At 56.7% G+C, this 24,119-nt stretch carries 20 protein-coding genes and 1 pseudogene; 11 read left to right on the plus strand and 10 right to left on the minus strand.

Annotated features, from left to right (window positions below; genetic code table 11):
- The 4 genes from IQ273_RS12475 to IQ273_RS12490 form a co-directional block, all read left to right on the plus strand.
- Positions 1 to 760, plus strand: a 760-nt coding sequence (locus IQ273_RS12475) for a hypothetical protein (RefSeq protein ID WP_313898097.1), incomplete at its 5' end; no start/stop codon positions are given.
- Positions 757 to 1,383, plus strand: a complete 627-nt coding sequence (ruvA, locus tag IQ273_RS12480; protein WP_194023498.1) for a Holliday junction branch migration protein RuvA — start codon at positions 757 to 759, stop codon at positions 1,381 to 1,383. The genes IQ273_RS12475 and ruvA, both read left to right, overlap by 4 nt.
- A gap of 169 nt (positions 1,384 to 1,552) precedes the next feature.
- The gene (gene rpsO / locus IQ273_RS12485; protein ID WP_194023499.1) at positions 1,553 to 1,822 is read left to right on the plus strand and encodes a 30S ribosomal protein S15; all 270 of its coding nucleotides are present in this window, start codon (positions 1,553 to 1,555) and stop codon (positions 1,820 to 1,822) included.
- A gap of 52 nt (positions 1,823 to 1,874) precedes the next feature.
- On the plus strand, positions 1,875 to 2,366 hold the full coding sequence (locus IQ273_RS12490) for a PAM68 family protein (protein ID WP_194023500.1): 492 nt from the start codon (positions 1,875 to 1,877) through the stop codon (positions 2,364 to 2,366).
- A gap of 118 nt (positions 2,367 to 2,484) precedes the next feature.
- Here the strand turns inward: IQ273_RS12490 and IQ273_RS12495 are convergent, their stop codons facing one another.
- The 5 genes from IQ273_RS12495 to IQ273_RS12515 all read right to left on the minus strand — a co-directional run bounded on the left by IQ273_RS12495 (position 2,485) and on the right by IQ273_RS12515 (position 8,314).
- The gene (locus IQ273_RS12495; RefSeq protein ID WP_194023501.1) at positions 2,485 to 3,633 is read right to left on the minus strand and encodes a hypothetical protein; all 1,149 of its coding nucleotides are present in this window, start codon (positions 3,631 to 3,633) and stop codon (positions 2,485 to 2,487) included.
- A 339-nt stretch (positions 3,634 to 3,972) separates the two neighbouring features.
- Positions 3,973 to 6,108: a hypothetical protein gene (locus tag IQ273_RS12500; RefSeq protein ID WP_194023502.1), complete on the minus strand. Its 2,136-nt coding sequence runs from the start codon at positions 6,106 to 6,108 to the stop codon at positions 3,973 to 3,975.
- 118 nt (positions 6,109 to 6,226) lie between these two features.
- On the minus strand, positions 6,227 to 6,811 hold the full coding sequence (locus tag IQ273_RS12505; RefSeq protein WP_313898098.1) for a hypothetical protein: 585 nt from the start codon (positions 6,809 to 6,811) through the stop codon (positions 6,227 to 6,229).
- Positions 6,812 to 6,824: 13 nt separating this feature from the next.
- Positions 6,825 to 7,238 (minus strand): hypothetical protein, encoded by a 414-nt coding sequence (locus IQ273_RS12510; protein WP_228052915.1) that lies wholly within the window; start codon positions 7,236 to 7,238, stop codon positions 6,825 to 6,827.
- Positions 7,239 to 7,291: 53 nt separating this feature from the next.
- The gene (locus tag IQ273_RS12515) at positions 7,292 to 8,314 is read right to left on the minus strand and encodes a hypothetical protein (RefSeq protein WP_228052917.1); all 1,023 of its coding nucleotides are present in this window, start codon (positions 8,312 to 8,314) and stop codon (positions 7,292 to 7,294) included.
- A gap of 661 nt (positions 8,315 to 8,975) precedes the next feature.
- Here IQ273_RS12515 and IQ273_RS12520 point away from each other — a divergent pair.
- Positions 8,976 to 9,707 (plus strand): MlaE family lipid ABC transporter permease subunit, encoded by a 732-nt coding sequence (locus IQ273_RS12520; RefSeq protein ID WP_194023515.1) that lies wholly within the window; start codon positions 8,976 to 8,978, stop codon positions 9,705 to 9,707.
- A 48-nt stretch (positions 9,708 to 9,755) separates the two neighbouring features.
- Here the strand turns inward: IQ273_RS12520 and IQ273_RS12525 are convergent, their stop codons facing one another.
- The gene (locus IQ273_RS12525; protein ID WP_194023504.1) at positions 9,756 to 10,316 is read right to left on the minus strand and encodes a pentapeptide repeat-containing protein; all 561 of its coding nucleotides are present in this window, start codon (positions 10,314 to 10,316) and stop codon (positions 9,756 to 9,758) included.
- Between the two features lie 427 nt (positions 10,317 to 10,743).
- Between IQ273_RS12525 and IQ273_RS12530 the strand changes: the two genes are divergently transcribed.
- Positions 10,744 to 10,968, plus strand: a complete 225-nt coding sequence (locus IQ273_RS12530) for a photosystem II protein, Psb35-related (protein WP_194023505.1) — start codon at positions 10,744 to 10,746, stop codon at positions 10,966 to 10,968.
- Positions 10,969 to 11,069: 101 nt separating this feature from the next.
- On the opposite strand, the gene IQ273_RS12535 is transcribed toward IQ273_RS12530, so the two are convergent.
- Positions 11,070 to 13,832: an AAA family ATPase gene (locus IQ273_RS12535; protein WP_194023506.1), complete on the minus strand. Its 2,763-nt coding sequence runs from the start codon at positions 13,830 to 13,832 to the stop codon at positions 11,070 to 11,072.
- A 105-nt stretch (positions 13,833 to 13,937) separates the two neighbouring features.
- On the minus strand, positions 13,938 to 16,850 hold the full coding sequence (locus tag IQ273_RS12540; protein ID WP_194023507.1) for a caspase family protein: 2,913 nt from the start codon (positions 16,848 to 16,850) through the stop codon (positions 13,938 to 13,940).
- A gap of 665 nt (positions 16,851 to 17,515) precedes the next feature.
- Here IQ273_RS12540 and IQ273_RS12545 point away from each other — a divergent pair.
- Both IQ273_RS12545 and IQ273_RS35765 read left to right on the plus strand, forming a co-directional pair.
- On the plus strand, positions 17,516 to 17,944 hold the full coding sequence (locus IQ273_RS12545) for a 4a-hydroxytetrahydrobiopterin dehydratase (RefSeq protein WP_194023508.1): 429 nt from the start codon (positions 17,516 to 17,518) through the stop codon (positions 17,942 to 17,944).
- A gap of 51 nt (positions 17,945 to 17,995) precedes the next feature.
- Positions 17,996 to 18,112 (plus strand): annotated as a pseudogene (locus IQ273_RS35765) (methyltransferase); the annotation flags it as partial.
- A 4-nt stretch (positions 18,113 to 18,116) separates the two neighbouring features.
- Here the strand turns inward: IQ273_RS35765 and IQ273_RS12555 are convergent.
- On the minus strand, positions 18,117 to 18,614 hold the full coding sequence (locus IQ273_RS12555; protein ID WP_194023516.1) for a DUF456 family protein: 498 nt from the start codon (positions 18,612 to 18,614) through the stop codon (positions 18,117 to 18,119).
- 546 nt (positions 18,615 to 19,160) lie between these two features.
- Here IQ273_RS12555 and IQ273_RS12560 point away from each other — a divergent pair.
- Together IQ273_RS12560 and IQ273_RS12565 are read left to right on the plus strand one after the other, a co-directional pair.
- On the plus strand, positions 19,161 to 20,039 hold the full coding sequence (locus IQ273_RS12560) for a DMT family transporter (RefSeq protein ID WP_194023509.1): 879 nt from the start codon (positions 19,161 to 19,163) through the stop codon (positions 20,037 to 20,039).
- A 160-nt stretch (positions 20,040 to 20,199) separates the two neighbouring features.
- On the plus strand, positions 20,200 to 22,353 hold the full coding sequence (locus tag IQ273_RS12565; protein ID WP_194023510.1) for a serine/threonine-protein kinase: 2,154 nt from the start codon (positions 20,200 to 20,202) through the stop codon (positions 22,351 to 22,353).
- Between the two features lie 3 nt (positions 22,354 to 22,356).
- On the opposite strand, the gene IQ273_RS12570 is transcribed toward IQ273_RS12565, so the two are convergent.
- Positions 22,357 to 23,178 carry a cyanophycinase gene (locus IQ273_RS12570; RefSeq protein ID WP_194023511.1) on the minus strand — a complete coding sequence of 274 codons (822 nt, stop codon included), beginning with the start codon at positions 23,176 to 23,178 and terminating at the stop codon, positions 22,357 to 22,359.
- A 178-nt stretch (positions 23,179 to 23,356) separates the two neighbouring features.
- Between IQ273_RS12570 and trmD the strand changes: the two genes are divergently transcribed.
- A complete protein-coding gene (gene trmD, locus IQ273_RS12575; protein ID WP_228052924.1) occupies positions 23,357 to 24,082 on the plus strand; it encodes a tRNA (guanosine(37)-N1)-methyltransferase TrmD in 726 nt (241 codons plus the stop codon).
- The last annotated feature ends 37 nt before the right edge of the window (positions 24,083 to 24,119 follow it).

Below are 24,119 nucleotides of genomic sequence, written 5' to 3' on the forward strand. Positions count from 1 at the left end.
GTCCATCGGTGCCCAAGCCAATGGATTGTCTGTAGAGGCAGCAGATGCGGGAGCGGCACTGCCTAACCCTGGCGATATTGATATTCAACAAGATCTCAACAAGCTAGAAGAAATTATCCTGGCCAGCCCCCGGATCCCCTTCAGTGGTCGCACTCTGGTCGATGAAGACCAGTTGCTCGACCAACTTGATGCGATTCGCCTCGATCTGCCTCCGGCCTTTCGCCAGGCGGTTCAAATTTTGCAGCAGCGCAACGCTCTCATGGCCGAGGCCGAACATTATGCACAAGAACTAATTGCAGCGGCTGAGCAACAGGCGGCTCAAATCCTAGATGAACTGGGTATTGTGCGACAGGCTGAGCAAATGGCCCAGCAAATCAAAACCCAGGCCCAGCAAGACTGCGATGGCCTGCGCACCCAGGTCATGGGCGACATTGAGCAAATGCAGATTCAGGCCCAGCGAGAATGGGAGTCTTTGCGGCAGAAGGCTTTGACAGAGCAAGACATGATTCAGCAGGAGGCCGATGTCTATGCTGATCAGGTGCTTTCTAACGTAGAACAGCAGCTTTCACAGATGCTGCGCATTATTCAAAACGGTCGTAGCCATCTACAGCCTGTTAAAGAAACGCCTGCCCCCACCCAGCGACCGAAAAGTAAGAGTGCGCCCCCGAGTGCAGCCCTTCCCGAGGCGCGCTCTGATGCTGGCACCGATCGCATGACAAATCGCCCTCGTTCCCCCAAAAAGCCTGCCGCCGACTCATGATCAGCTACCTCAAGGGGATGCTGGCCGATATTCAAAAACCTGGCAGCCACAAAATACTGGTCACCCTCGATGTCAACCAGGTCGGCTACGACCTACAGGTACCGGCTCGGCAGCTTGCCCTCCTGCCTCCTCTTGGTGAGGTGGTACAACTCTTTAGCCATCTGTACTTTCGCGAAGACCAGGCCGTTCTGTTTGGCTTTGGCCAGCGCCAGGAACGCGACCTATTTCGGCTGCTGATTAGCGTTAGCGGCATTGGTCCTCAGATGGCCCTGGCTCTAATTGATACGCTTGGCGAAGCCGAACTCACCCAGGCGGTCGTCAGCGGCAACACGCGGCTGCTATCGCGGACACCGGGGGTGGGCAGCAAAACCGCAGAGCGCCTGGTGCTAGAGCTAAAAACCAAGCTGCAAGACTGGCAAACTCAGTCGGGAGTGGGGCTGGTGCCCAGTGCTGGGCCAGTACCAACCCTGTATGAAGAGGTAGAAGTCACCCTTACCGCTCTGGGCTACAGCCAGAACGAAATTCTCAAGGCGCTTCAGGCGGTGGGGCAAAACTCTACCCTGCAAAAGTCAGCGGATCCTGAAAGCTGGGTACGTGAGGCGATCGCGTGGCTGAGCCAGTGATGCCCAGGGGCACGATGCTGCCTTGTTTGCCGACGGTTGGCCAAGCTTGCTCTGTGATCAATTCCTGGATCGAGCGCATCCCTAAAGCAGATTAGATTGGCACGGCAACCCCTGTGCTATAGTGAAAAATCCTGGTCAAAGTAATCCTTTTAGAGAAGCTGTCTGTCCCATGACTCTGTTGCAAGCGCGCAAGCAGGAACTTATCTCCGACTATCAGGTGCACGACACCGATACTGGCTCTGCTGATGTGCAGATTGCCATGCTCACCGATCGCATCAATCAGCTCAGTGCTCACCTGCAAAAGAACAAAAAAGATTATTCATCGCGCCGTGGCCTGCTCAAAATGATTGGCCACCGTAAGCGTCTGATGGCTTACCTGCTAAAGCAAGACTCTGAGCGCTACCGGGCGCTAATCCAAAAGCTGGGCATTCGCGGCTAAGCCAGCGGACTTAGCTAGGTTACGGTACTGCTTGTTGTAATCGTGTAGCCCTATGGCCCCGGAGTCTTCCCGCAAGCGACTGCCTTTTGAGCCGGTTGGCAAGGGGGCTGATAAGCCTGCTAAAGAGGCTAAAAAATCAGCTAAGTCAGCCCCTGCTCCGGCGACAAAAGCGGTCAAGCCGTCAACGTCTGCCAAAAAAATAGCCTCTAAGAAAGCTGCCAGTGCGTCAGCCGCTATTCCAGAAGAGGTTAGTAATCGTATGCTGCGGCGTATGCTGGTATTTTCTGGCATGCCTACAGCGTCGGGTGTGCTGACATTTGTGGTTAGCTACTATCTAGTGGTCAATCAGGTCGTTGAGCTGCCGTCCTATTTTGTGTTGTTGGTTACCCTAGGCTGTTTTGGTTTGGGGGTAATTGGTCTGACCTATGGCGTGCTTTCGGCATCGTGGGATGAAGGTCGTCCTGGGAGGCTGCTAGGGCTAGACGAGTTTAGGGTGAACTTTGGTCGCGTGACGAGCGCCTGGGGGGCTAAGTCAGAGCGCTAGAGCCTTTAAGCGTTTGGTTGCAACCAAGCCTAGAAGTCAAGAACTTGAAGAGCTAAAGGAAAAAGCCTGATTTGGCAACTTTTCCTGACTGCTTTACGGCCTTGTTTTTAGTCTCTACTCAGAGTAGTTTTGAGGCGTCCGATTGAGCAGACGATTCGATAATCTGTTCAATCTGCTCTTCCATGGTTTTGAGCATTTGCATCAGGTCATCGAGGGTGCGGGCCGAAGGTGCCTCGATGGTAAGCGTTTGCTGGGCACGATGCCGAATGGCGCTAATCCGCTTTTGCAGAGTGTGGGCGACGCCTAATGCCTCTTCTCCTAGCTGTCGAATCTGCTGCTGCTCGTAGAATTTTAGGGCTGCACCCCGCAGCACTTGCAGGGTAGCCTCTTCGCCATGGGTGCCCGCCATTAAGCGCAGGCGCAGCAGCACGCGATCGCCCTTATGGAGTCGTTCAATGTCAGCCTGTTTAGGCTGGCTGGTGGGTAGCAACGGCAGGTGGGTCAGGCGCTTGAGTTCGTTGATGACGCTTTGAATTTGCTCAGAACTAAGGTCATCTAGGGCGGCCTGCACCACGCCGTCTTTGCTCCAAAGCACGCGTCCCTGGGTCGGATAACGCTCCAAGTACAGTCGACCAATGCCTTCGGTCAGCACCTGGTTAAGCAGCGCCTGAGTCAGCTGAGGCGGCGGTAGGCGATGGAGCTGATTGAGGGGAATCTGGCCCAGAGCAGAGTTGAGGGTGATGCTCAGGGGGTGAGATTCTGGAGCCACAGGGGGTGGGATGATTGGGCGTGAAGCCGTGGCTGGCTGAGCGGGGCGATCGCTCTGAAGATGGTCAGGGCTATCGACGATAAAGGTCAACAGCTCATCGCTGGACGGGGCTGCTTGGGGAGATAGAGGATTGGTGGCTGGAGCCTGTGATCGGGGTTTGGTGCGGGACGCATAGCTCAAATACTTAGAGAGCATTTTTCGCTGCCAGTCAGAGGAAACAGGCCACGATACTACTGAGCAGTGAATGAATGAAACCTGTTTGCGAGCGTAGTCGACGGCAGTGGTATCGGTAGGGTTTACCATGCCTAGGTGTAAACAACTTGACTCTACAGAGAGGGGAATAATTTCGTGGTACAGGCAGGCCTCGAAAGGCAAAATGCTGTCGATCAAAGACAGCATTTGAGCCGCGTTGAGGCGGCTATCAACGGCTTCGCTGCCGCTGGTTAAGTCCAGGACAGAGAGATCATTGGGCAGTGCGGGGATATCGGGCTTCGGCATGGGCCTAGCAATTAACGATCAGGATTCTTTTATGCTAGGCGTCGGTAAAGACATAGCAGCGGATTCTTGAGAACAACCCTCCAATCTTTATCGTGTTTTGCTCCACATAAGAGGGTTACAAAGTCGGCAGAAAGAACCATTACGGCGGCGGCTGGGCGGTTAACCCGGCGATCGCAAGTATTCTCAGTCAGCAACATGCTGGGATGGTGAGTTGTTGACAAGCCCATTAATGCCAAAAGCTGGTGCTGAAAGCGCTTCAATCGGTTAGAGCTATCGTAGCAGTACGATACTGAAAGTTCCCCATCTACCGCTCTGTATTTAGAAATAGCTTAAAGCATTTTAAGGATCTTGAGCCGATGCGGGAGCCTCTGGCTCAGCTGCCAGGGTCTGATCTGCGTTTGAAGGATTGGCAGTTACAGGAACAATTTCGGCTGGAATGGCATCGCTGGCGCTTGGCAGGGATGCTTCAGCGGAGAGAGCTTCGGTTGCGTCAACCTTGTCGAAGCTCAGTACAGTATTGTCTCCAGGTGCAGGAGCAAATGGAGTTGGTTCAACCATGTCTGGAGCCGGGTTAATCGCGTCTGTTTTAGGATCAAGAGCCAATTGAGTAGGGGCGGGCGTTTCTAACGGCGAGGTGGGCCGGTCTGCCATGGGAGTGTTCTCGCTAGTCCCTTCAGGGGCTAGCGTTGCAGGAACTGCAGAAGGAATTGCGGTAGGTGCAGTTTCAGGCTCAGCTACCAAAGAATCGGGCATAGCCGCAGGCGCTGGAGTGGACGGTTCAGCCTGAGCCACTTCAGCTAGCGACGATTCGGTTACTGGTGGCTCAGCGGGTGCTGCGGGAGCGTATATAGTGCTGTCAGGAAAGGCCCCAGGAACGGCTTCAGCGGTTGGATTACTCTGGTTACCCTCGCGCACCTCGCTCCAGGTGGGTGGTGCGATCGCAGTCGAGCCAGCTACCTCTACCGGGGCTTCTAGGACGGCTGGGGAAGCTGATTCTGTAGTCGACTCGTCTGCCGCCTCAGCTTCTGAGGCCTTATCCTGGGGCTGAGCAGGGCTGGTGTTGTGGTTGAATAGCACTCCGGCTAGGGAGGCGGCCTGCGGACCCGACTCGCTCTCGGCATCTAGACCGAGGGGAGAGACCTTATCCATCGTGAACTGCCAAAGGGCGGCTAGAACGCGATCGCCGGTGGCGACATTTGGAGAGGCCAGGCTGGGGGCATCCTCGCTCTGAGCTTCAGCTTCAGCTTCAGCTGCTTGGCCCATTAGGGCCGAGTCGGCAGCGGTCGCGGCCTGGGCTACAGGGTCACTGGGAGACGTCCACATTTGCAGGAAATCATCTACGGGTTCGGCCTGGGTATTGGCTAGGGCGACTAAATCTTCGGTAGCAGGCTCGGGGCTCGGGGTCAGCGTCCAGGCTTGGGCCTGAAGCTGCGGATTTTGGCTTTCATAGGCGGCGATCGCTTGAGCGACGGCATTGGCCCGCCGCTGCTGGTCACGGCGAATGCTGGTCTCGGTATTGCCCAGGCCAGGAGCATTCCACCGCCCCGTGTTGGGGTTGATGTAAGAACGGGTACGGGCGACCAAAATAGCCTCAGACCCCTCAAAGCCACTAGCTTTTGCTTCGGCCAGGCGCTCAATGTAGCCCACTCGACCAATTGCGGCTAGGGGAGACTGGTTGGCTAGGTCGAGGCCATTGAGAGTTTCTTCGAGCGTTAGGTTCAGGCCGTGCTGGAGCGCTCGTTGCCGCAGCACGTCTCCCTGGTTTTTCAGGCGGGCCAGCTGTTTCTGGTCAGCTTCTTCGGGGGTTTTGGCCCCGTGTTGGTAAGAAAAAGTACCCATATTCCACACCCGGTTGCCGGGGTCCGTGTGGCCAAAATAGGCAGGGTTAATGGCACCATTGGGGGTACGGGTGCCCTCGGCACTGCCCACAGCTCGGGCAACCAACGAGTCGGAGTTACCCACAAACAGGCCGGGTAGCGGATCGGCTGGCAGTTGGGATTTTACCAACTTGGCCTCAGCCATGGCGATTACAGCGGCTGAAGGCTCGACCGCAAAATCTAGAGCCAGTCGTTCCGGTTCTGCTTTTGCCTCTGGCACAGGGGCAGGTTTGGGCTCGGGTGGGGCCGAGGCAACCATGACTGCACTGGCTGGCAGTGGTGGGGCTGGAGGAAGCAGGGCTGCGGCAGAGCTTTCGTTGAGGGCAACGGCTACCCCACGCCGGTAAACCCCAGCGGGCAGCTGCTGGGGCGAGTGGTAACGCATGGGTGGATTGGCCGCCCTAGCAGGAATGGGCAACGGTTGATTGATAGGATCGGGCGCGACCACAATGGCTATGGCTTCGGTAGCAGGGGTGGATTCAGCCCACTGGGGCGGCGAAAGCTCAAAACTGAGAACACCATCGTCGGCGCGTACCGCTGAGGGGCTTAAGATCGCCAGTAGAGAGCTGGCCGCTAGCAGGTTGGGGTGGAGCTTCATGGGGCAAAGACGAAGTGCAGTAGGGGGTTTAAGAAAAAAAGCTAGGTCGCGCGATCGCAGATCGCAGCTCCTAAACAAAGCTCTTGGGTTGCTAAACTCGGGGCGCTAAACTTGGCCGCTAAAAACGCAGGGCAGGCGGCGGCTGATTGAGGGATTGTTCTAGAACGCGATCGGAGGGTTCGACAATGGCCCAGGCACCGTCGGGTTGGCGGCGGAGGGTGGCAAAGTGGATCTGTCGGCCGTGCCCCATCACCTCCCCAGCCTGGACCATACCGAGCCGGGGTTGTCTAACCCCGCAGTAGCGAAACAGGTAGGCAGGTACCTCCGGAGTGGAAAAGTAAATGCAGTGAAAGCCTTTAGCAGCCAGTTCGACTTGCCCGGCAAAGGGAGCCCGCAGCCGGGTACCGCGCAGTCGTACCGATATGTCGCCCAGACTGCCGGTGACCAACTGCCCGGCCACGCGATCGCCCGACTCGATCTCCCACGATTGCTTCAGCACAATCTGTCGGGGTACCACTGGGGCCAGGTTGCGGCAGCTAGTCAGACTGGCTAGTAGCAGACCTGAACCCAGGCTGATTGCCAGTTTTCCCAGCGCCCTAGCTAAGCCCCAGGGAAACTGCCAAGCGGCAAGAGGTCGCCTCAACCACTGCGATCGCCCCTTGGGGTCGGTCTTTGACCATCGCCTCAGTCCAAAGCTGCCCACTATCGCCATCCCGCTATTGAAACCGAAAGCGATAGCCAGCGTATTCGTCATTTTCGTACAAGATTACGAGCTGAACAGACGGATCCCAGGCCATAGGGTAGGCCTCTCGCTCCGAGACTACCCCCGATCGCACCTGAAGCTGAGGCAAGCTACAGTAAGGCTCGGCCACAATCTTGCGCACATTTTCTTTAGGGTCGCGCTCGGGTACTACTAAGAGCTTGGCCAACTGCTCACGACTGAGCTGGGCGTTGCTTTGCACAATCTTTTCGCACCCTGGAGCGGTTTTTGGACGGGCTGCTGTCAGCCAGCGACCCATTCCCCTGTCATCAATGGCCAGTAGGCCAATGGCCAGCATAAGTCCGCCAGCAATAAACGGCTTGGCGGTAGCCAGGGTAACGCCACCCCCAGACTGATGCATCGAAACCATAACCTGCCTCCTTAAACCTCAACAACAAAAGGGATGGCCTGGGATGAGTGGCCCTAGAGCTGGCCACCCACGATCAGCCCCAGCACCGCTAAAGCTACGCGTAGAGCAGGCCCAAAGGCCAATTTAGGCGCTAGGGTAGCGCGGTACAAAGCGTAAGCCGTCATTGCGGTGATAGCGGCTACAGCCAACGACCACAGCGCTGGAAAAGCCCCAATCAGTAAATTTAAGGCCAGTCGACCGATGACTCCACCCCCAAACCACAGCATGCTGTCTACCCATGACAGCGACCCACCTCGACTGCTTTGGTCAAAGCCACTGGGTCGCTGGCCGGAGGTACGTTGGGCTGTTTGGGGTCTCGCCGGGCTAGGCCTAATCCAGCGAGCTACATCTAGCGCCACACCCCAAACAGTGCGACCTAGCTGGGCCAAGAGCTGAGCAGGCTCCTGGCCGAGGGCCTCTACATCGCTTACCAAAGCATTCCAGGCTCCGCGAGCCGAGGACGACGCAGGGCTATGGCTGTTGCGCAAAGGGGTAGCTAAACGATAGGCCTGGCCAGCCGTGGGGCGGCGCGACGCTGTCTCCGAAGCGGTTAATGGAGTAATGGTTCGGTATGCGAGCACCACATTGCCCCAGCTATCAACCTCCGCTGAGGCAATAACGGCTCGTTGCGCATCGAGGTAAGGCGGAGTGACGGGCTGGCCCTGGTGATTAACGGTAGGGTAAACCTGAGCTAAGTGAGCTTGAATCATCTGCATTTCTGCGATCGCCTGCTCTTGCTCCGTTGAAATTTGATTAATTTTGTAGGCAATGGCGCTGAGCTGTTGTACGTAAGCTTCAGCAGACGCGGCTGCGCCAGCCATAAAACTATTACCTTCGGCCCCCCCTTGCTCAGCCCGCTGCTGCAGCGTATCTACAGCAGTTGAAAAATCTGCTCTAGGTCGAGTTCCCCTGGCAGGCGGGACGTTGGTCTCGATGGGGGATGGCTCCCCGGCCCAGTCAACCTGTACATCGGCTTCAGTCTGGCCAAGGGCATTAACCCTATGAATAAGTTTGGTTTGAATGCTCTGTAAATCCACTGTGCTGTACCCCAAAGGAGAGCAAACATGAACGAAAACAGCAGTCGTAAGCCTGCAAAACCCAGGCTCAGAGCTAGTCCCTAGGCCTTGGTAAATGAAGTCCCAAGCGATTAATACAAGTGTACCATGACAGGGTCTGGATGCGTACTAAAAACGTACTAATTTGGCAAAGTGCTAGTTTAAGGCGTCTTCTAGCCCTTAGGCTTGGTGGATCCATGGCTGACAGAAACAAGGTCAGCTAGCGCAAGAATGTAAAAACTATCCGCAGAAAGTCCAGAACGCTTAAAAGACTCTGTACGGTAGTGTCAGTTTTATCACCTATTGCTAGAGGCTTTTAGGAGTGGTCCTTTCTTGCAGGGGCAGCACTATTTAAGTTCTTCTAGGTTTAGTCATGCCTATAGAAAAGGCATTTTTACCCCTGTGTGGTCTTCATGTAGATTATCTAGCCCGCGATCGGCTGATCTCCGGGAGTAGGGCACACTAGACTTGATTGCTGCGTCTGCCCGACTTAATTCAATGAGTTATTGCCATGGTTAAGGCCTACCACAAAGCCGTGCGGCTGTCTCTTCCGTCGGCATCAGCCCATCCTGACTGTGGTCCTCAGCCTGGTCCTAGGGTCGTGCAGGCGGCACGGCAAAAATCTTGCCCTTACCACATTGCAATGGCCTGCTTTTTGGGAGGGCAGGTGATAATGCGCATCTTGCGCTGTGGGGTTGATCGCCAGCGCACTCTGGAGCAAATGGTCGCAGCAGGGCCACTAACGCTAACGCCCGTACTGCTAACTAACATCTTTGCTGGCATGATTTTTACCATTCAAACCGCCCGTGAACTAGAGCGGTTTGGCGCTATACATGCCCTAGGCGGAGCCTTTGCAATGGCCTTTTGTCGTGAACTAGCGCCTATTCTCACGGCCGCCATTATGGCTGGTCAGGTTGGTACCGCCTACGCTGCTGAAATTGGCTGTATGAAGGTGACCGATCAAATTGATGCCCTTAAAATGTTGCGCACCGACCCAGTAGACTACCTTGTGGTGCCCCGAGTCGTTGCCTGCTGCATTATGCTGCCGGTGCTGACGGTGCTAGGGCTAGTGCTGGGTATTGTCGGTGGGGCAGGGGTAGCCTTCTTTTTCTATGAGATGCCGATTGGCCAGTTTCTCGACTCAGTGCGATCGCTGATGGTGCTCAACGACCTGATTGCCGTACTGATCAAGTCGGTGTTATTTGGGTCGATTGTGGCGCTAGCGGGCTGCACCTGGGGGTTGACCACTACCTGCAGTCGATCGGTAGGGCAGGCCGCCACTTCGGCTGTAGTCACCACTTGGGTGGGCCTGTTCATTGTTGATTTCTTTCTGTCGCTGGTGCTGTTTGGTGGCGTAGGGGGCGCGCTGCACTGAGCTGCCTTCTGGGCAAAGCCACAAGTTGAGGGTCGCTAAGCCGTTTAGCTACTCCGACCCAGCTGGCAGAAGCTCGACACCATAGTCAACATAGGTGGCATCGGGCATGAGGGTGCCCACCAGTGAGGCCTCGCTGAGGTCGGCCCCGGTCAGGTCAGCCCCGCGCAAGTCAGCGCCCTGGAGGTTGGCATTACTGAGGTTGGCCCCTCGTAAGTTGGCCCGCTTTAAGTTGGCCCCTCGTAGGTCACTGCCGGTTAGCACCGCTTCTTTGAGGCTAGCGTTCTGCAAATTAACCCCTACCAGCTTGGCACCCGAAAGCATGGCGCGATTGAGCTGAGCACCCGATAGGTCAGCTAAGAAAAAGTCGCTGCCAATCAGGTTGGCCCAGTTGAGCTTGCTTTTATGTAGACAGCTGTGGGAAAACACTCCCCCAGGCATGAAAGCCCCAATCAGGTTTTGGCCCTGGAGGTTACAGTCAACAAACTCTATGAAGGGCATTTTGATGCCCTCTAGGGAAAGGTTGCGAAGGTCAAGATGCTGAAACCGAAGCTGACCTCGGCTATAGCGTTGGTTCAACACGTCAAGGGAATAACGGCTGCGGGATGGCATGGACTGTGTGGGTAGAGAAGGGTAAAAGCTGCGATCGCTGGTCTGCGATCGCCTTTGTGCAATAGATGATAGATGCGCTCATCCCAAATACCTGAAACCCTTTGCCAATGAGGGGATTGGCGCACATTCCCTAACTTTATCGTAGGGGGTTTCACAGACTTTTTAACTAGGTAGCGTTGAATATTTGTATCTTTTGAGCCGAGTGGCTCAACGGATTTCGGATGCTTTTGGACCAATGATGGCGACATGGATTTCACTAAAGGATTACCACCTGCCATAAAAAGACGCAACTAAATTTGACATTCTGTTACATTTGATTTACATTGATTTACATAAAGCGAAATGCGACTGCACAGATTGCGTATCTGAGGCTCCGGTAAGCAGCGCGTTTTGTTAGCTGTCACCCTTTTGAACTGGAGGTTCATCCATGACTGCTCTACTCATTTCACTCTTCGTCGTTGGCTGGGTCGCCGCTGCTTTGATTGGTACCCAGGCCTATTTTCGTGGCGAACAAAGCAAGCCTATTCACGAGCGCAACTGGCGCTCGGCTTCGTTTGACCAGTTGGCTCAGTCTGTGACTGGGCAATCGACCGACTTTGGCGATCGCGTCCCTGCTTATAGCGGTGATGCCTTTACCAGCAACTCGCTGTAGGCCACTACCTCCTTGTGAATCGCTAAGGTCAGACCTTTAAAAGTTTTTCCTGTAGGCTCCTACTCTCAACCGCTCCCGGATAGGGGGCGGTTTTTTTGGGCTTAGGCCTCGCGTTCTACCACAATCACGTTTTCGGTTACCTGCTCAAAGGTGTCGTCGTGGCTAATCACAAACAACTGCTGAAAGGTTTTAATGCGGCCAATCGCTTCTGCTAGACCCTGTCTCCGGGGGCGATCCATATTGGTTGTAGGCTCATCAAAAAAGGCAATATCGACGTCGGCTAGCACCTTGAGCAGAGCCAGTCGCACGGCCAGGGCGGCGCACATCTGCTCTCCCCCCGACAGGTTGACAAAACGCCGCTGGTTAGGGCCATCCTGCACCAAAATTTCGTAGTCGCGGCTCCACTCTAAAGCCACATTGGGGCGGTTGAGCAGGTCTCGAAACAGCCGATCGGCCTGCTGAGAAACGCTGCGCACGTATTGCTCGGTGATGCGCGGGCCAGCCTCGTTGTAAGCCTTGCGGGCAAAGGTAATAAATCGCTTGGTCTTTTCTCGGCCCTGAAGCTGCCGCTTGACCGCATCGCGGCGTTGAGCAAGGGCCTGAAGAGCGGCAATTTGCTGGTTGAGATCGGTTAAGCGCTGCTGCTGCTGGGGCAGGCTACCGGCTAGCTGGTCGGCCTCCGATTTTACGTTGCTGTAGGTGGTTTCGAGGGTGGCGGCGGCTTCGGGGTCGAAGCTGGCTAGGGCCGCCTGGTAGGTATTCTCTAGCTCGGCCTGCTGCTGCTGTACCTGGGCTAAGTCGGCCTGGGCGGCGGCTAGCTCGGCTTTGAGTAGGGGATGCTGGTTGGCTAGCTGCTGGTTTTGCAGATAGATGCTGTAACCGGTTTGGTATTTAGCGCGATCGCCCTCGGCCTGGGTCAAGTGCTGGTCTAGGTCTGCAAAGTCTTTTAGCTGGGCGGTCAGCGCCTGCATCTGCTGGTTGAGGCTTGCCAACGCTGTCGTCTGAGCCGTGTAGGCCTGTTCTACTCGGGGTTTGTCTTGCAGGGTACGCTCTAAAATTTGGCTTTTTTCTCGCGGTCGGCCCAGGTTGTTGAGGTCGCTGTCTACAGCGGCCAGAGCGGTTTCTATGGCTGGCTGGTCGGCTAGCTGTTGGGTGAGGGTAGTTAACTGGTGCGACAAGGCTGCCTGCGACTGCTGAATTTGCTCTATCTGGGTCGTTACGCCATCCAGCTGTTTTAGCTCGGCTTGCCAGCCGTAGTGCTGCTTGAGATCACCTTCTACCGTTTTGAGCGATGTTTTAAGGATTGTTTCGTCGGTTTGGTCGGCTAGGTCGTGCAGAATAACCTCCAGCGCGGTTACTAGCGAGTCGTGTAGGGCAGCGGTACCTTGGAGAGCCTGCTCTAAGCGGTTTAGGGTTTCACTAGATAGCAGCGGCAGACTGTTGGCCAAACTCGCTAAATCGCTGAGTACGGCCTTGATTTCGGCCTGCTGGGTTTGGCCCTGGCGCTGACTGGCTGTGACTAGAGCGCTAATTTCGGCCTCAAACTGACGGGCGGCGGCAATTCGGCTCAGCTGCTGCTGCAGGCGATCGCGCTGTTCTTCAAGCGCTGCGATTGCTTCTACTTTGGGCTGCAGCGTACTCAGGCGATCGCGGGTCTTTACAGCCTGGGCAAGCTGCTGGGTGAATTGGTCATACTGAGTCTGCACCTGCTGCCGCTGCAACTGCCACCGCTGCTGCTGCTCTAGCTGCTGCTGAATGTTCTGACGCCGGGCTTCCAGCTCAGTTTGGGCAGCGATGTGGGGCTGCAGCAGGGTCAGTTCTTTCTCGGTAGCCGTAAACGACTCCAGCTGGATTTGCCAGCGGGCCAGCTCTACCTGCTTTTGAGCTTGAGCTTTTTGCAGCGTTTGGTCCTCGTTCTGGAGAGTTTGGCGCTGCCGCTGCTGCTGGGCCAGCGCCTTTAGGGTCTGCTCGATCGCCTGGTAGCCCTCATAGGCGGCTCGATGGGTCTGGCACAGGGCGATCGCCTGCTCAGCCTGCTGCATCGACTGCTGTAGCCGAGCCTGGTTGGCCTGCTTGGCCTCGCGCTGGTGCAACAGTCCCTGACGCTGCTGAGTTAGGGTTTGAACTTGTTGGGCCAGGGCTTTGAGGGTATCGCGCTGAGTTTGCAGCGTGTTTAAGGTGGTGGTGAGCGTGTTTAGGCGCTGCTCGCTGGTGGCAATGCCCTGCTGAAGGGTCTGCTGCCGCTGATGCAGGTCATCCCAGGTTGATAAAGACTCGTTGTATTGGGCAATTTCGGCTTTGGTCGCCTCGACCTGGTCTTCAGCATAGCGGCGCAGGGCGTTCATTTGCTTAAAGGCGAGCTTGTAGTCTTCGACCTTGAGAATGGCGTCGAATACGGCCTTGCGGTGTTCAGCAGGCTGCAAAAAATCGGCGGTAAAGGTGCCCTGGGGCACCCCTAAAGTGCGGGCAAAGAGCTGGGGCAGGTTCGTCGTCGGCCCTACGCCCAGGTGCTGACGCAGCCAGGGCAGCACCTCGTCTTTGATGCGGGTATAGGGCAGGCGCTCGTTGAGCTGAGGGTCAAATAGGGCGTAGCCCCGCTGGGTACAGCGCTGTACCTGATAAGTGCGGCCATCGTAGTTGGAGGTAAACGCTACCGTTACCTGGGCACTGCCGCTGCCGTTGCGAATCAGATCTTCTTTGGCGTAGTCACCCTGGTAGTTGAAGAGGACCCAGGCGATCGCCTCTAAAATACTGGTTTTGCCAGCCCCATTTTCGCCACAAATAGCGTTGGTGCCGGGCTGAAACTCAAAGTAGCGATCGCGGTGGGTCTTGAAGTTTTGCAGCGCCACCGACAAAATTTGCATACTCTATTCCATCGCTCGCTTAAGCCACGAAGACTAGGATAGCTTTCTTTCCTTAGGCTATGGCCAAGGGTTGAGTCTGGCGTTAGCCGACAGCAGCCTGGCCCGCTAGTTGTTATGGGCGGCGGTAGATGTAAAGCACACCGGCTCGGCGTCGGCACTGGTACACCAAATTTGAATCACTACCGATGGGTCGCTGGGAGAAACCCACCAGGACTGGAGTTTGACCACCTGGTTAGCCGAGGGCAGATTAGCGGGTTGAGACGAGGCTACGGCTTTTGGGGCAGGGCTGCTGCTGGCAAAGCCCTGAGCAGACGGCATCAGGTTGGCCGGTAGCTGCGGGGCGGCCCGCAGTTGCGCTTGGGTGGATGGGCTCAATAGGGCTGAGGCCAGGGTCAAGACATCGGTGCGCACGACCCCAGCCTGGGGCGATCCGAGGGCGTGGGTGCTGGTTGAGGTCGTGCTTGCTGGGGTGGCACGGTCTTCTTGTTCTGTAGACGGTGTAGTTTCGACCAGGGTAAACGACGGTCTGATCTCGCTAGCAGAAGGACTAGACGCCTTAGCCAGGGCTAGCTTAGCCTCGGGCTGGCTGATATAGCTGTGGCCGTAGGCGGTCAGCATACCGGTGGCCATACTGAGGGGAATGAGCAGACGCAACAGATAACGCTGGCGACAGCAGCGCTTGGTATAGCGATCGCAGGCGTCTAGATAACCGCTCGCCATTACCGAGAGCTGCTCGCCGTGCGCCTGCCTAAAGCCCTTGGCTTCATGGAGACGGGTTTTGGGCAAAAAGTAGTCGGGATGGTCGGGTTGTTGCTGCTGGTGCCACTCCTGAGCCGCAATTTCAATCGCTCGCTGCTGTCGCACCGTCGGGCCATAGCTGCTCAACCACTGCTGCAACAGGGACCAATTGCGAATCAGGGCCTCGTGGGCAATGTCAAAGCAGGCATCGTGAGCGGCTCCGGTTGGGCTCTTTAGCCCCAGGCTGCTGGTTGCCGAAGGCTGGTTATTCGCCGCCATGGCTGATGTCATTGACGGCAACGATATTGGGGCCAGTGGGCGCGAGGGAGATGACTCGCATAATAGTGAATTAGATGGCAATGAAGATGGCAGCCAACCCGGTACAGCGATCGCAGCCGCTTGATCAAGCTCTGGCCCATGGTGGGCCACTACGAGGCGAGCGGCCAGCAGTTTTTCTAGGGTAGCCACTACGGCTGCCTTGGGCATAGCGGTGGTTACTAACTCGGGTAGCGAGACCGATCGACGGGTGGCGGTAGCGCCATCGCCTAAGTCGCAGAGGCTTAAAAAGATACGCTGGACGATCGCTTGCTCAGCGGTAGACAGGCTTTGGTAGAGGTCGTCGGCCCGCTGGTTGAGCAGGTGACGAACGCCGCCCATTTCGACGTAGGCAGCCAGAGTTAGGTGGGGTGGTTCTGAGGCGGTGGGGGTGTTCTCTCGTCGCAGCCAGAGTTCTTTTAGGAGGATTTGCAGCAGGGCCAGATCGGCGGGAGCGTTGACCAGGTCGAGCAGTAGGGTATAGAGCAGGTTGGCGTCGTAGCGCAGTCCCGTTTTCTCTAAGGGGCCAACAATGGTGGCCTTGAGCTGGTTGTAGGTCATCGTCGGGACGATCAGGCTGTGGGTTGAAACGAGGGCCTGAAACGTGGGCCAATCGGCCAGGTCTACCAAATGGTGCGATCGCAGCCCCAGCACCAGGTGCAGAGGCAGGTGCTCCTGCTGAATCGCGGTGGTTAGGCAGTCGATCACCAGGTGGCGATCGCGCTCTGAGCTGGGCGCAGGACCTAGCAAAGCCCCAAACTGGTCGAGCACCAGCACCAGACGATGGTTGGGGTCACGCTCGCTTACCACGGCCTGCACCAGCTGACAAAACCCCGTTGCTCCCTGCTGCAAAAACGATTCTGCCCGGCGCAACTGCTCGGCCCGTGGCAGACCCGTTATATCAGAATCGACAAATAATTCTGCCAAACTGGCCAGGGGTGATGCCTGGAGGGTCGTGTAGCGCACATCCCAAACTGTTTCGCTGTTAGGGCTGGCTAGCTGAGGTATGAGCCCGGCCCGCAACAGTGAGGTTTTGCCCACCCCCGAAGCGCCCATAAGCACGCACAAGCGCGACGATTTGACTCGATTGATCAGGGTTTGAGTGATCTCGTCGCGACCAAAAAAGAGTTCGCTGTGGGCTGACTCAAAGGGGGCTGCTCCTGGAAACGGGCAAAAGCCGTATCGCAACTTCTGCAAGCGTTCTAGCAGCGGCGGTGGCGTATCCTGGGCCGGGGCGCTGTAGCCCGACAGGCGGGTCAGCACAATTTCGCTGCCCGAGCTTTCGAATAGAGGCTGCTGAAGCTCACCCTTGAGCTTGCGGTTGACCATATCGGTGAGGGAGTGGCCATTCACTGTGCCTCCCTTGACTTTATACGGGTTAAGCCCTGCCAGCAGCGCCTGGGTAAAGACGCTGTGGTTGCTGCCCAACGCTTCGTAGGCCGCCTCATATTCTCGGGAGGCGGCCATAAAGAGGCGATCGGTGCCTGCTCTAGCCCCGGGGTCGGCCTCTAACATGTTAAAAAACTCGCCGCTGTTGCAGCAGTCGAGCAAAATCACCCGTTGACGCACGGGGCTCTCTTGCAGTAGTCGCCGCAGCCAGTGTAGAGACAGTCCGTAGTGCCCCGCCGCAGGGTTGGCGTCGCTGGTAGCTAGGTAGCCTTCTTGAATGCCTGCCTGACGCTGTAGGCCGTGGCCGGAATAGTAGAAAATAGCGGTTTGGGGGGTGGTTTTGCCCGCTGGTTTAAACAGTTTAATTAGGGCCGTTTCTAGAATGGCAGTGGTTACCATACTCCGATGGCTCACCGCTGGCTTTTGGTGGATGATGGCCTCTGGCAGCCGCACCACACGGCATTCTCCAAAGCTTTCTAAACACCGCGCTACTGATTCGGCATCCTGAGCCGGAGCCTGCAATTCAGGCAGATGTTGATAAGTATTGATTCCGACAACAAGCGCATCCCGTGACATTTTTCCTCGCACCCTAAACTGGCGTTTTCTAACTCTGAACAATTGACCATTTACAACGAAGTCATCGTCAAATTGGCCATTGGTTCAGGTGAGATGTTTGATCGATTAGTAGTAGGAAGTTTTGAAAACAAGGTCTAAAACTAATCGCTTACGCCTCAACGAGTTAAGTTTAGCTAAGCGCTAAAAAACTTATAAGAGGGGCTTGACCCCTAAAAAAGATGATCTAAGAAATCATTCTTTTCTTAAAGGTAAAGTGAGTCAGTATAACTACGTGGGTGTGATTGTTTAAGAGAAATAGGCCTGCGATCGCAACCGAGAAAGCCGGCAAAATTGAGGCTTTATTTCGAAAAAAACTCCTGAACGAGACAAAAAGCCCGTAGTATTGCGGAGGTACAGGAATACCTCCGCAATTTGGCTCAAGTCGATCCTTCCGTTCTTAGCAGTCGTAGATCGGGTATCAATCAGGCACCAACTGGGTGAGCAGGTGCCGATTTAGCAGTCTAGACGACGGCCTGGTTAACCGCTTAAAAGAGGGATGATTTCAGGAATGTGCGATCGCCCTTTGGAAGGGCTTATGAGGCGTGGTTTTGACAGGGTTGCGCTACAAATAGTTTATGCAGGTGCGAAATGGCTCCATATCTAGAGCTGGGCAAGGACGGTAATTGATGATTTTGAGCGCAAAGCGTAGCCCAGTGAGCGGCAGTATTCCTAGGCGTTGTTGCCTTAGTCTGGCGGTAGGGGCGTTGGGGCTAGGCTCTCTGCTGCTTGGAAGTGCGGCCCTGCCAGCCGCTGCCCTATCAGCTTCAGGTAATGAGGCTATACCCTCAGGCTGGTCGCAGGCAGGCGATCGCCTGGAAACGGCGTGTCAATTTACCGACTTCGCCGCAGCGGTTGCCTTTGTGGAGCGCCTGGTCGAACCGGCTGACCGGCTGGGGCATCACCCTGACGTAGCGATCGCCTACAACCGCTTGACCATTCAACTAACCACCCACGATGCTGGTGGCATCACCAGCCTAGATTTTGCCCTCGCCCGCGAAATCGCTGCCCTGCACGACGGGCAATGTCAACCACCCTCCCCACCAACCGCCCTATGATCCCATCACCCCTGAATCCGAAGACCCCTCTAACTACCTGCTGGCTAACGGCTGGATGTGGAAACTCAGCTGGGCTGGTTGCGATCGGCTGGCTTTGAGGATGTAGATTGCTACTGGAAAGGGCTGGAAATGGCGCTGCTGGCAGGGCTAAAGCCACTGGAGAGCTAATCGCTTAGGCCCAGTTGCCGGGCCAGGTGGTGACCAAAAAGACCACCAGGCTAATCAGGGCCAGCACACCCTGCAAAATATTGCCCACTAGCGTGCCGACGACAATGGCCAAGCCTACCTTGGCCGACTGCTTAATGCGCCGGGGGAGCTTGAGCTCGCGACGGTGCAAAAATTCGCCAATAAAAGCTCCTAGCACCGTACCTACCAGCAGCCCCAGTAAAGGAATGCCCGTCGGCAAAAGGGGAAGCAGGCCAAATAGGCCCAAAAACATGCCGATAAAAGCGCCAATTTGGCCCCAGTTGCTGGCCCCGACTCGCTGCGCTCCCAGTACCCCGGCCAGGTAATCGATGGCAAAGCTAAGGATGAGGGCTGCGATCGCTACGCCCAAGGCCCATTTGAGCCCGACAAACCCGGCCACTAGCCCCCACACAATCATGGCTCCCACAATCAGCGTGATGCCAGGCAGGGCGGGTACAACGGCCCCAATTACGCCAACTACCATAACCAGCACCAGCAGCCAGTACAGAGCCAGGTGCCAGACCGCTGGCGCATCAATGGCAGGTATCTGGGCGGGTAAGCTGGACAGGCTGTGACCGATCGCCACCAGGTAGCTGCCCACGGCGGTAACGACACTAGCCACCCACTGACTCACTTGCTGGTAGATCTGAGAAAGGCCCTGGGGCAGGGCGGGGGCAAGAGCCAAAAAAGCAGTCATGGGAAAAATCCTGGGACGTAAGTACCGTTACCCAAGGGCAGGGCAACGAAAAAGTGATAGTTAGCCTAAAGCGGATCATAGCTAAAACCAGGGCCAAACCAAGTCGCCGGACGGTACGGCCATCCGGCTGTTGATTCTATCTATCTGTGCTGTAGGCCAGTGCACTGCCCTATTTTTGGCTAGTGGCAGTGACTTGTGTCCTCGGCGCACTAGCCACCGCTACCTATCCACGCTGCTCATATTGGGCTATCGATGCTATCGGTAGGCGCGATGGGGCAGAGGCGCTAGAGTTGGGAGACTCTACCTGATCCGATCGCCCTAGGAACCCTACCCTTGTCACCCAAGTCTTTACTGCCCAGGCTGTCTGGGTTTACCCCCCCTGCCCCTAGTTTAGTCATAGCCGCCATCGCCTCAACTCAGCTGGGCTCAACCCTGGCTAAGAGTCTATTTGGCCAGGTGGGGCCGTTGGGAATGGTGCTGCTGCGAGTGGGGCTGTCGGCTCTGGTTTTGGTGGCCTGGTGCCGCCCTCGCTGGCGGGGGCATTCGCTTCGAGACTACCGCTTGCTGGTCAGCTTTGGGCTGTCGCTGGCGGTAATGAATGCGCTGTTTTACTGCGCGATCGCCCGTATTCCGATTGGCGTTGCCGTGGCGCTGGAGTTTTCGGGGCCGCTGACCGTGGCGCTGCTGCACTCGCGTCGCTGGCTCGACGGGCTGTGGGTAGCCCTGGCGGCGGTGGGCATTGTGCTGCTGTCGCCCCTCAATACCCCTGCCCTGGATGGAGCGGGGGTATTGATGGCGCTGCTAGCGGGGGTCGCGTGGGGTGCTTACATTATGCTGTCGGCTCGCATGGGGCAGGCGTTTCGCGGCGGTGAGGGGCTGGCCTTGTCTATGGTGGTGGGGGCACTGCTGCTACTGCCCGTAGGGGTGCTGGCCGAGGGCCGGGCGCTGCTGTCGCCCCATATTTTGCTGCTGGGGCTGGGGGTGGCGCTGCTGGCTTCGACTCTGCCCTATTCGTTAGAAATGGCGGCTCTGCGACGGATGCCGGTCAATGTGTTTGGGGTGTTGATGAGCTTAGAACCTGCGATCGCAGCTGCACTCAGCTTTTTATGGCTTGGCGAAACACTCACTCTGGCGATGGTGGGAGCCATCGGCTTAGTCATGATCGCGGCGGCAGGAATATCATTATCCCAACCTGCCGCGAAGGCTGTCTAAGGCCTTTGCCAAACCCCTGCCCCTGTCTGTATCTCTGATGGTCTGAGCCCTTAATCAATTGCCCCTCAATCAATTGCAAAGAAAGCCCGTAGGGGAGATCAACCACCCGCATTCCGTGGAACACTAGTGCTACACAGGGAATGCATTTTTAACGTCGACCATGAGTCTTTGTATTAACCCAGGTTGTCGTCAGCCTAATCATCCCGATAACGGAGGCCGCTCTACCTGCGTAGTCTGTGGGTCGAATCTGGTACTGCAAGGCCGCTACCGGGTGATGCGTTTAATCAGCAGCGACAGTGGCTTTGGCCGCGTGTACGAGGCCTACGAGCGCAACGTGCCCAAGATTCTCAAGGTGCTGAAACAGGGCTACAACACCAATGACAAGGTGGTTGAGCTGTTTCGCCGCGAGGCTCAGGTTCTCAGCCAGCTCAACCATCCTGGAGTGCCTCGGGTAGAGCCCGAAGGCTACTTTCTCTACTACCCAGCCAGCGGCCCAGTAGATAGTTCAGCAGATGTCACCGAGCCGTTGCACTGCCTGGTGATGGAGAAAATTGAAGGCCCCAATTTGAAGCAGTGGATGGTGCAGCAGGGCAACCATCCCATCAGCGAAAAGCAGGCTATGCTCTGGCTCACCCAGCTCACCGATGTGCTGGATCTGGTCCACCAGCACAACTACTTTCATCGCGACATTAAGCCCGAAAACATTATGCTGCGCCCTTCTGGGCAGCTGGTGCTAGTCGACTTTGGCGCGGCCCGCGAGATGACTCAGACCTATATGGCTAACCTGGGCGACAGCGGCATTACGACCGTGAGTTCGGCGGGCTACACGCCACCGGAACAGGAGCAGGGTCAGGCGGTGCCCCAGTCTGACTTTTATGCCCTCGGCCGCACGCTAATTTATTTGATGACGGCCAAACTGCCCAACGACGCGACCATTTACAACTCGCGCACCAATGCCTTTATGTGGCGGCCCCTGGCCCCGCAAATTTCGGCTCCCCTGGCTGATTTAGTCGATAGCCTAATCGCCCCGGCGGCGGCCCATCGACCCCAGAGCACGGCCATGATTTTGGAGCATCTGGCCCAGGTGCGATCGCGCCAAGTATCGGGCCTGCCTCGCTCGACCAAGGGCAAGACTCCTACCGCCTGGCCCATGACCACCCTCAACCCCCATGGGGCGCAGACCATACCTGACCCTGCTGAACCCACGCGCAGCTTTTTACCCCCCTGGTTTGATCAGCGCCCCTGGCTGCTGGCGGGGCTGACTGGACTAGCTCTAGCGGTACCTTTGAGTTGGTATGCCCTGAGTCGATGGGCACCGCCCCTTTTATCCAATAATTTTGGGGTCACTGCCCCCGACCTGACGGATTTGACCGTTAGTCCGGTTGCGGTACTGACTGGGCACACCGCTGATATCTACGATCTGCTGCTGCTGCGCGACGGTAAAACCCTGGTGTCTGCCAGCGCGGACAATACGATTCGAATTTGGGATTTAGAGACGAATAGTGAGCGCCATCGCCTGACCCACAGCAATGTGGTGCAGGCCATTACCACCACTGTTGACCAAACGACCTTGATTAGCACCGGCGACGATCGCAGTATTCGTTTTTGGTCGCTACCCGACGGTCGCCCCCTGGGGCAGCTTGACGATGCTCACGGCACCCCCATTCGCGCCCTGGAGGTGAGCCGTAACGGTAGAACCTTGGTCAGTGCTGACAGCGAAGGAACGATTAAGCTGTGGCCGTTGATTGACAATACAGGTGCGCTCGATCTCTCGGGCATGTCGATGGCCGGACCCAACTATACTCTGCAAGCCGATGGCACCCTGAACGATCTGTTGTTCACCCGCGATAACAGCATGCTGATCAGTGCGGGTAAAAGCCTGCACCTTTGGGATTTGGCCAGCTTGGAGGAGGCCGGGGCGGCGGGAGCGATCGCCCCCGCTACCCTTGAGGGACATACCAGCTTTATCAACCGTATCGACATCACTGATGACGATGCCACCCTGATCAGCGCTTCGGCAGACAAGAACGTTCTGCTTTGGGATATGGCCTCAAAGGCCCAGTTTGCCAAACTCGAAGGCCACCAAAGCTACGTCAATACTTTGCGCATAGAGGGGCTTCGCCTCTGGAGCGCCGACGCCGATAAAACCATCTTTGTGTGGGATTTGCAGCAACAAGCTCCTGTTCAGCGCATACAAGGCTTTGAAACCGACATCTGGCGCTTTACGGTGCAGCCCAACGGCCAAATCATTACCATCGGCGGCAAACAACCCTACATTCGAGTCTGGCAGCTAGATCAGATTCCCGAGCCCTAACGGTCAGCTCTTGGCGGCGGCGGCGATTACTTTGCGGTGATGAATATCGAAGCGATCGCCGTGGGCCAGCAGGTGCAGCCGCAGTCCGTGAATGCTGAGCGGGTCGGCCGCCGAAATGTCGGGCTCGTTGGTGTGGGTCATATGGGCCGGGTCGACCACGGCAATTACCCCTTTGCCAATCACCTCAAAGCTGCCGTCGCTCTCAAATAGGGCACAGGTATCTTCGTCTATGCCCAGGCCCAGGCGGTTGGGCTGCATGGCCATGGCGCTCATCAGTCGGGCCATGCGGTTGCGGTTGTGGAAATGCTGATCGACAACTACCTCGGGCACAAACCCCAGCCCAATCGCCATGTCCACTAGCGATCGGTTGGGCGACTCGCCGCTGCCGCCCCCGGCAATCATGTGGTGGCCCATGACGGCTGCTCCAGCGCTGGTGCCAGCCAGGGTAATTTCGCCCAGCTGGGCTCGCTGGCGCACCACATCAATTAAAGGCGTATCGGCCAGCAGCCCGCACAGCCGCACCTGGTCGCCGCCGGTAATAAATACTCCCGTGCAGGGTTCGACGATGGTTTTCCAGCTAGGGTCTTCGCCCTGGGCGCGATCGCGAATATCCATCACCACCGTTTCTGGGGCACCCATATCGGCAAAAATTTGCTGGTACCGAGCCGAAATCGCCACCGGATCCCGCGAAGCGCAGGGAATGATCCCAATCGTCGCTGCTGTCCCCCCAGCCCGCTCGAAAAAGGTGTGCAGAATTTCTTTACCGTGGACTTTATCTTCTGCGCCGCCAATGGCCAGAATAGCGTGGTGCTTAACGGGAGACATGGGCCGCTCAACAAAGGGACGAGAATTGCTACCTAGACTCGATTACTGCATGATAGAGAGCGTTATATACCAAGTCCAGCTTGAAAATCTGTAGTTTGCCTACAAATCAGGACTCTACTTCTGGACTGGATGACGTTGATCCAACCCATCAGGTCTTAGGGCCTCAGCAGTCTAGGCTATGACAACTGGCATCCCCGGGGCTTCCCAGCTGAGAATAGACGTTGTCAGCCTGTTTCCAGACTTTTTTACATCTCCCCTGGAGTCAGGGCTGATTGGTAAAGCCCTGGCACGCCAAATTGCAGAAATTCATCTTACCAACCCAAGGGACTTTACAACGGATAAGCACCGCCGGGTCGACGACGAACCCTACGGCGGCGGGGTTGGCATGTTGATGAAGCCCGACCCGATCTTTGCGGCGGTCGAGTCGCTGCCAGTGCTGCCCCAGCGCGAGGTGATCTTGCTCACCCCCCAGGGCGAAGCCATGACCCAAAATCTGTTTCGCCACCTGGTCAGACTCGATCAGCTGGTGCTAATCTGCGGCCACTACGAGGGCGTCGACGAGCGGGTTGGCCACCTGCTTACGCGGGAAGTTTCTTTGGGTGACTTTGTGCTCACCTGCGGTGAAATTCCGGCCCTGGCGCTGATTAACGGCGTGGTGCGACTGCTGCCCGGTACCGTGGGCAAAACCGACTCGCTGCGCTACGAGAGCTTTGAGACGCCGCTGCTCGACTACCCCCAGTACACTCGCCCGGCCAGCTTTCGCGGTTGGGACGTGCCGGAGGTGCTGCGATCGGGCAATCACGAGGCGATCGCCCAGTGGCGCAGGCAGCAGCAGATCGATCGCACCCAGCAGCGACGACCTGATCTGTATGAACGATGGTTGGAGGAAGAGCGTGGGGAGTAGGTCGGTGGATGGGTGGATGGGCAGGCGGGTGGATGGG

The sequence above is a fragment of the Nodosilinea sp. LEGE 07298 genome (genome assembly GCF_015207265.1).
Taxonomy (GTDB): Bacteria; Cyanobacteriota; Cyanobacteriia; order Phormidesmidales; family Phormidesmidaceae; genus Nodosilinea.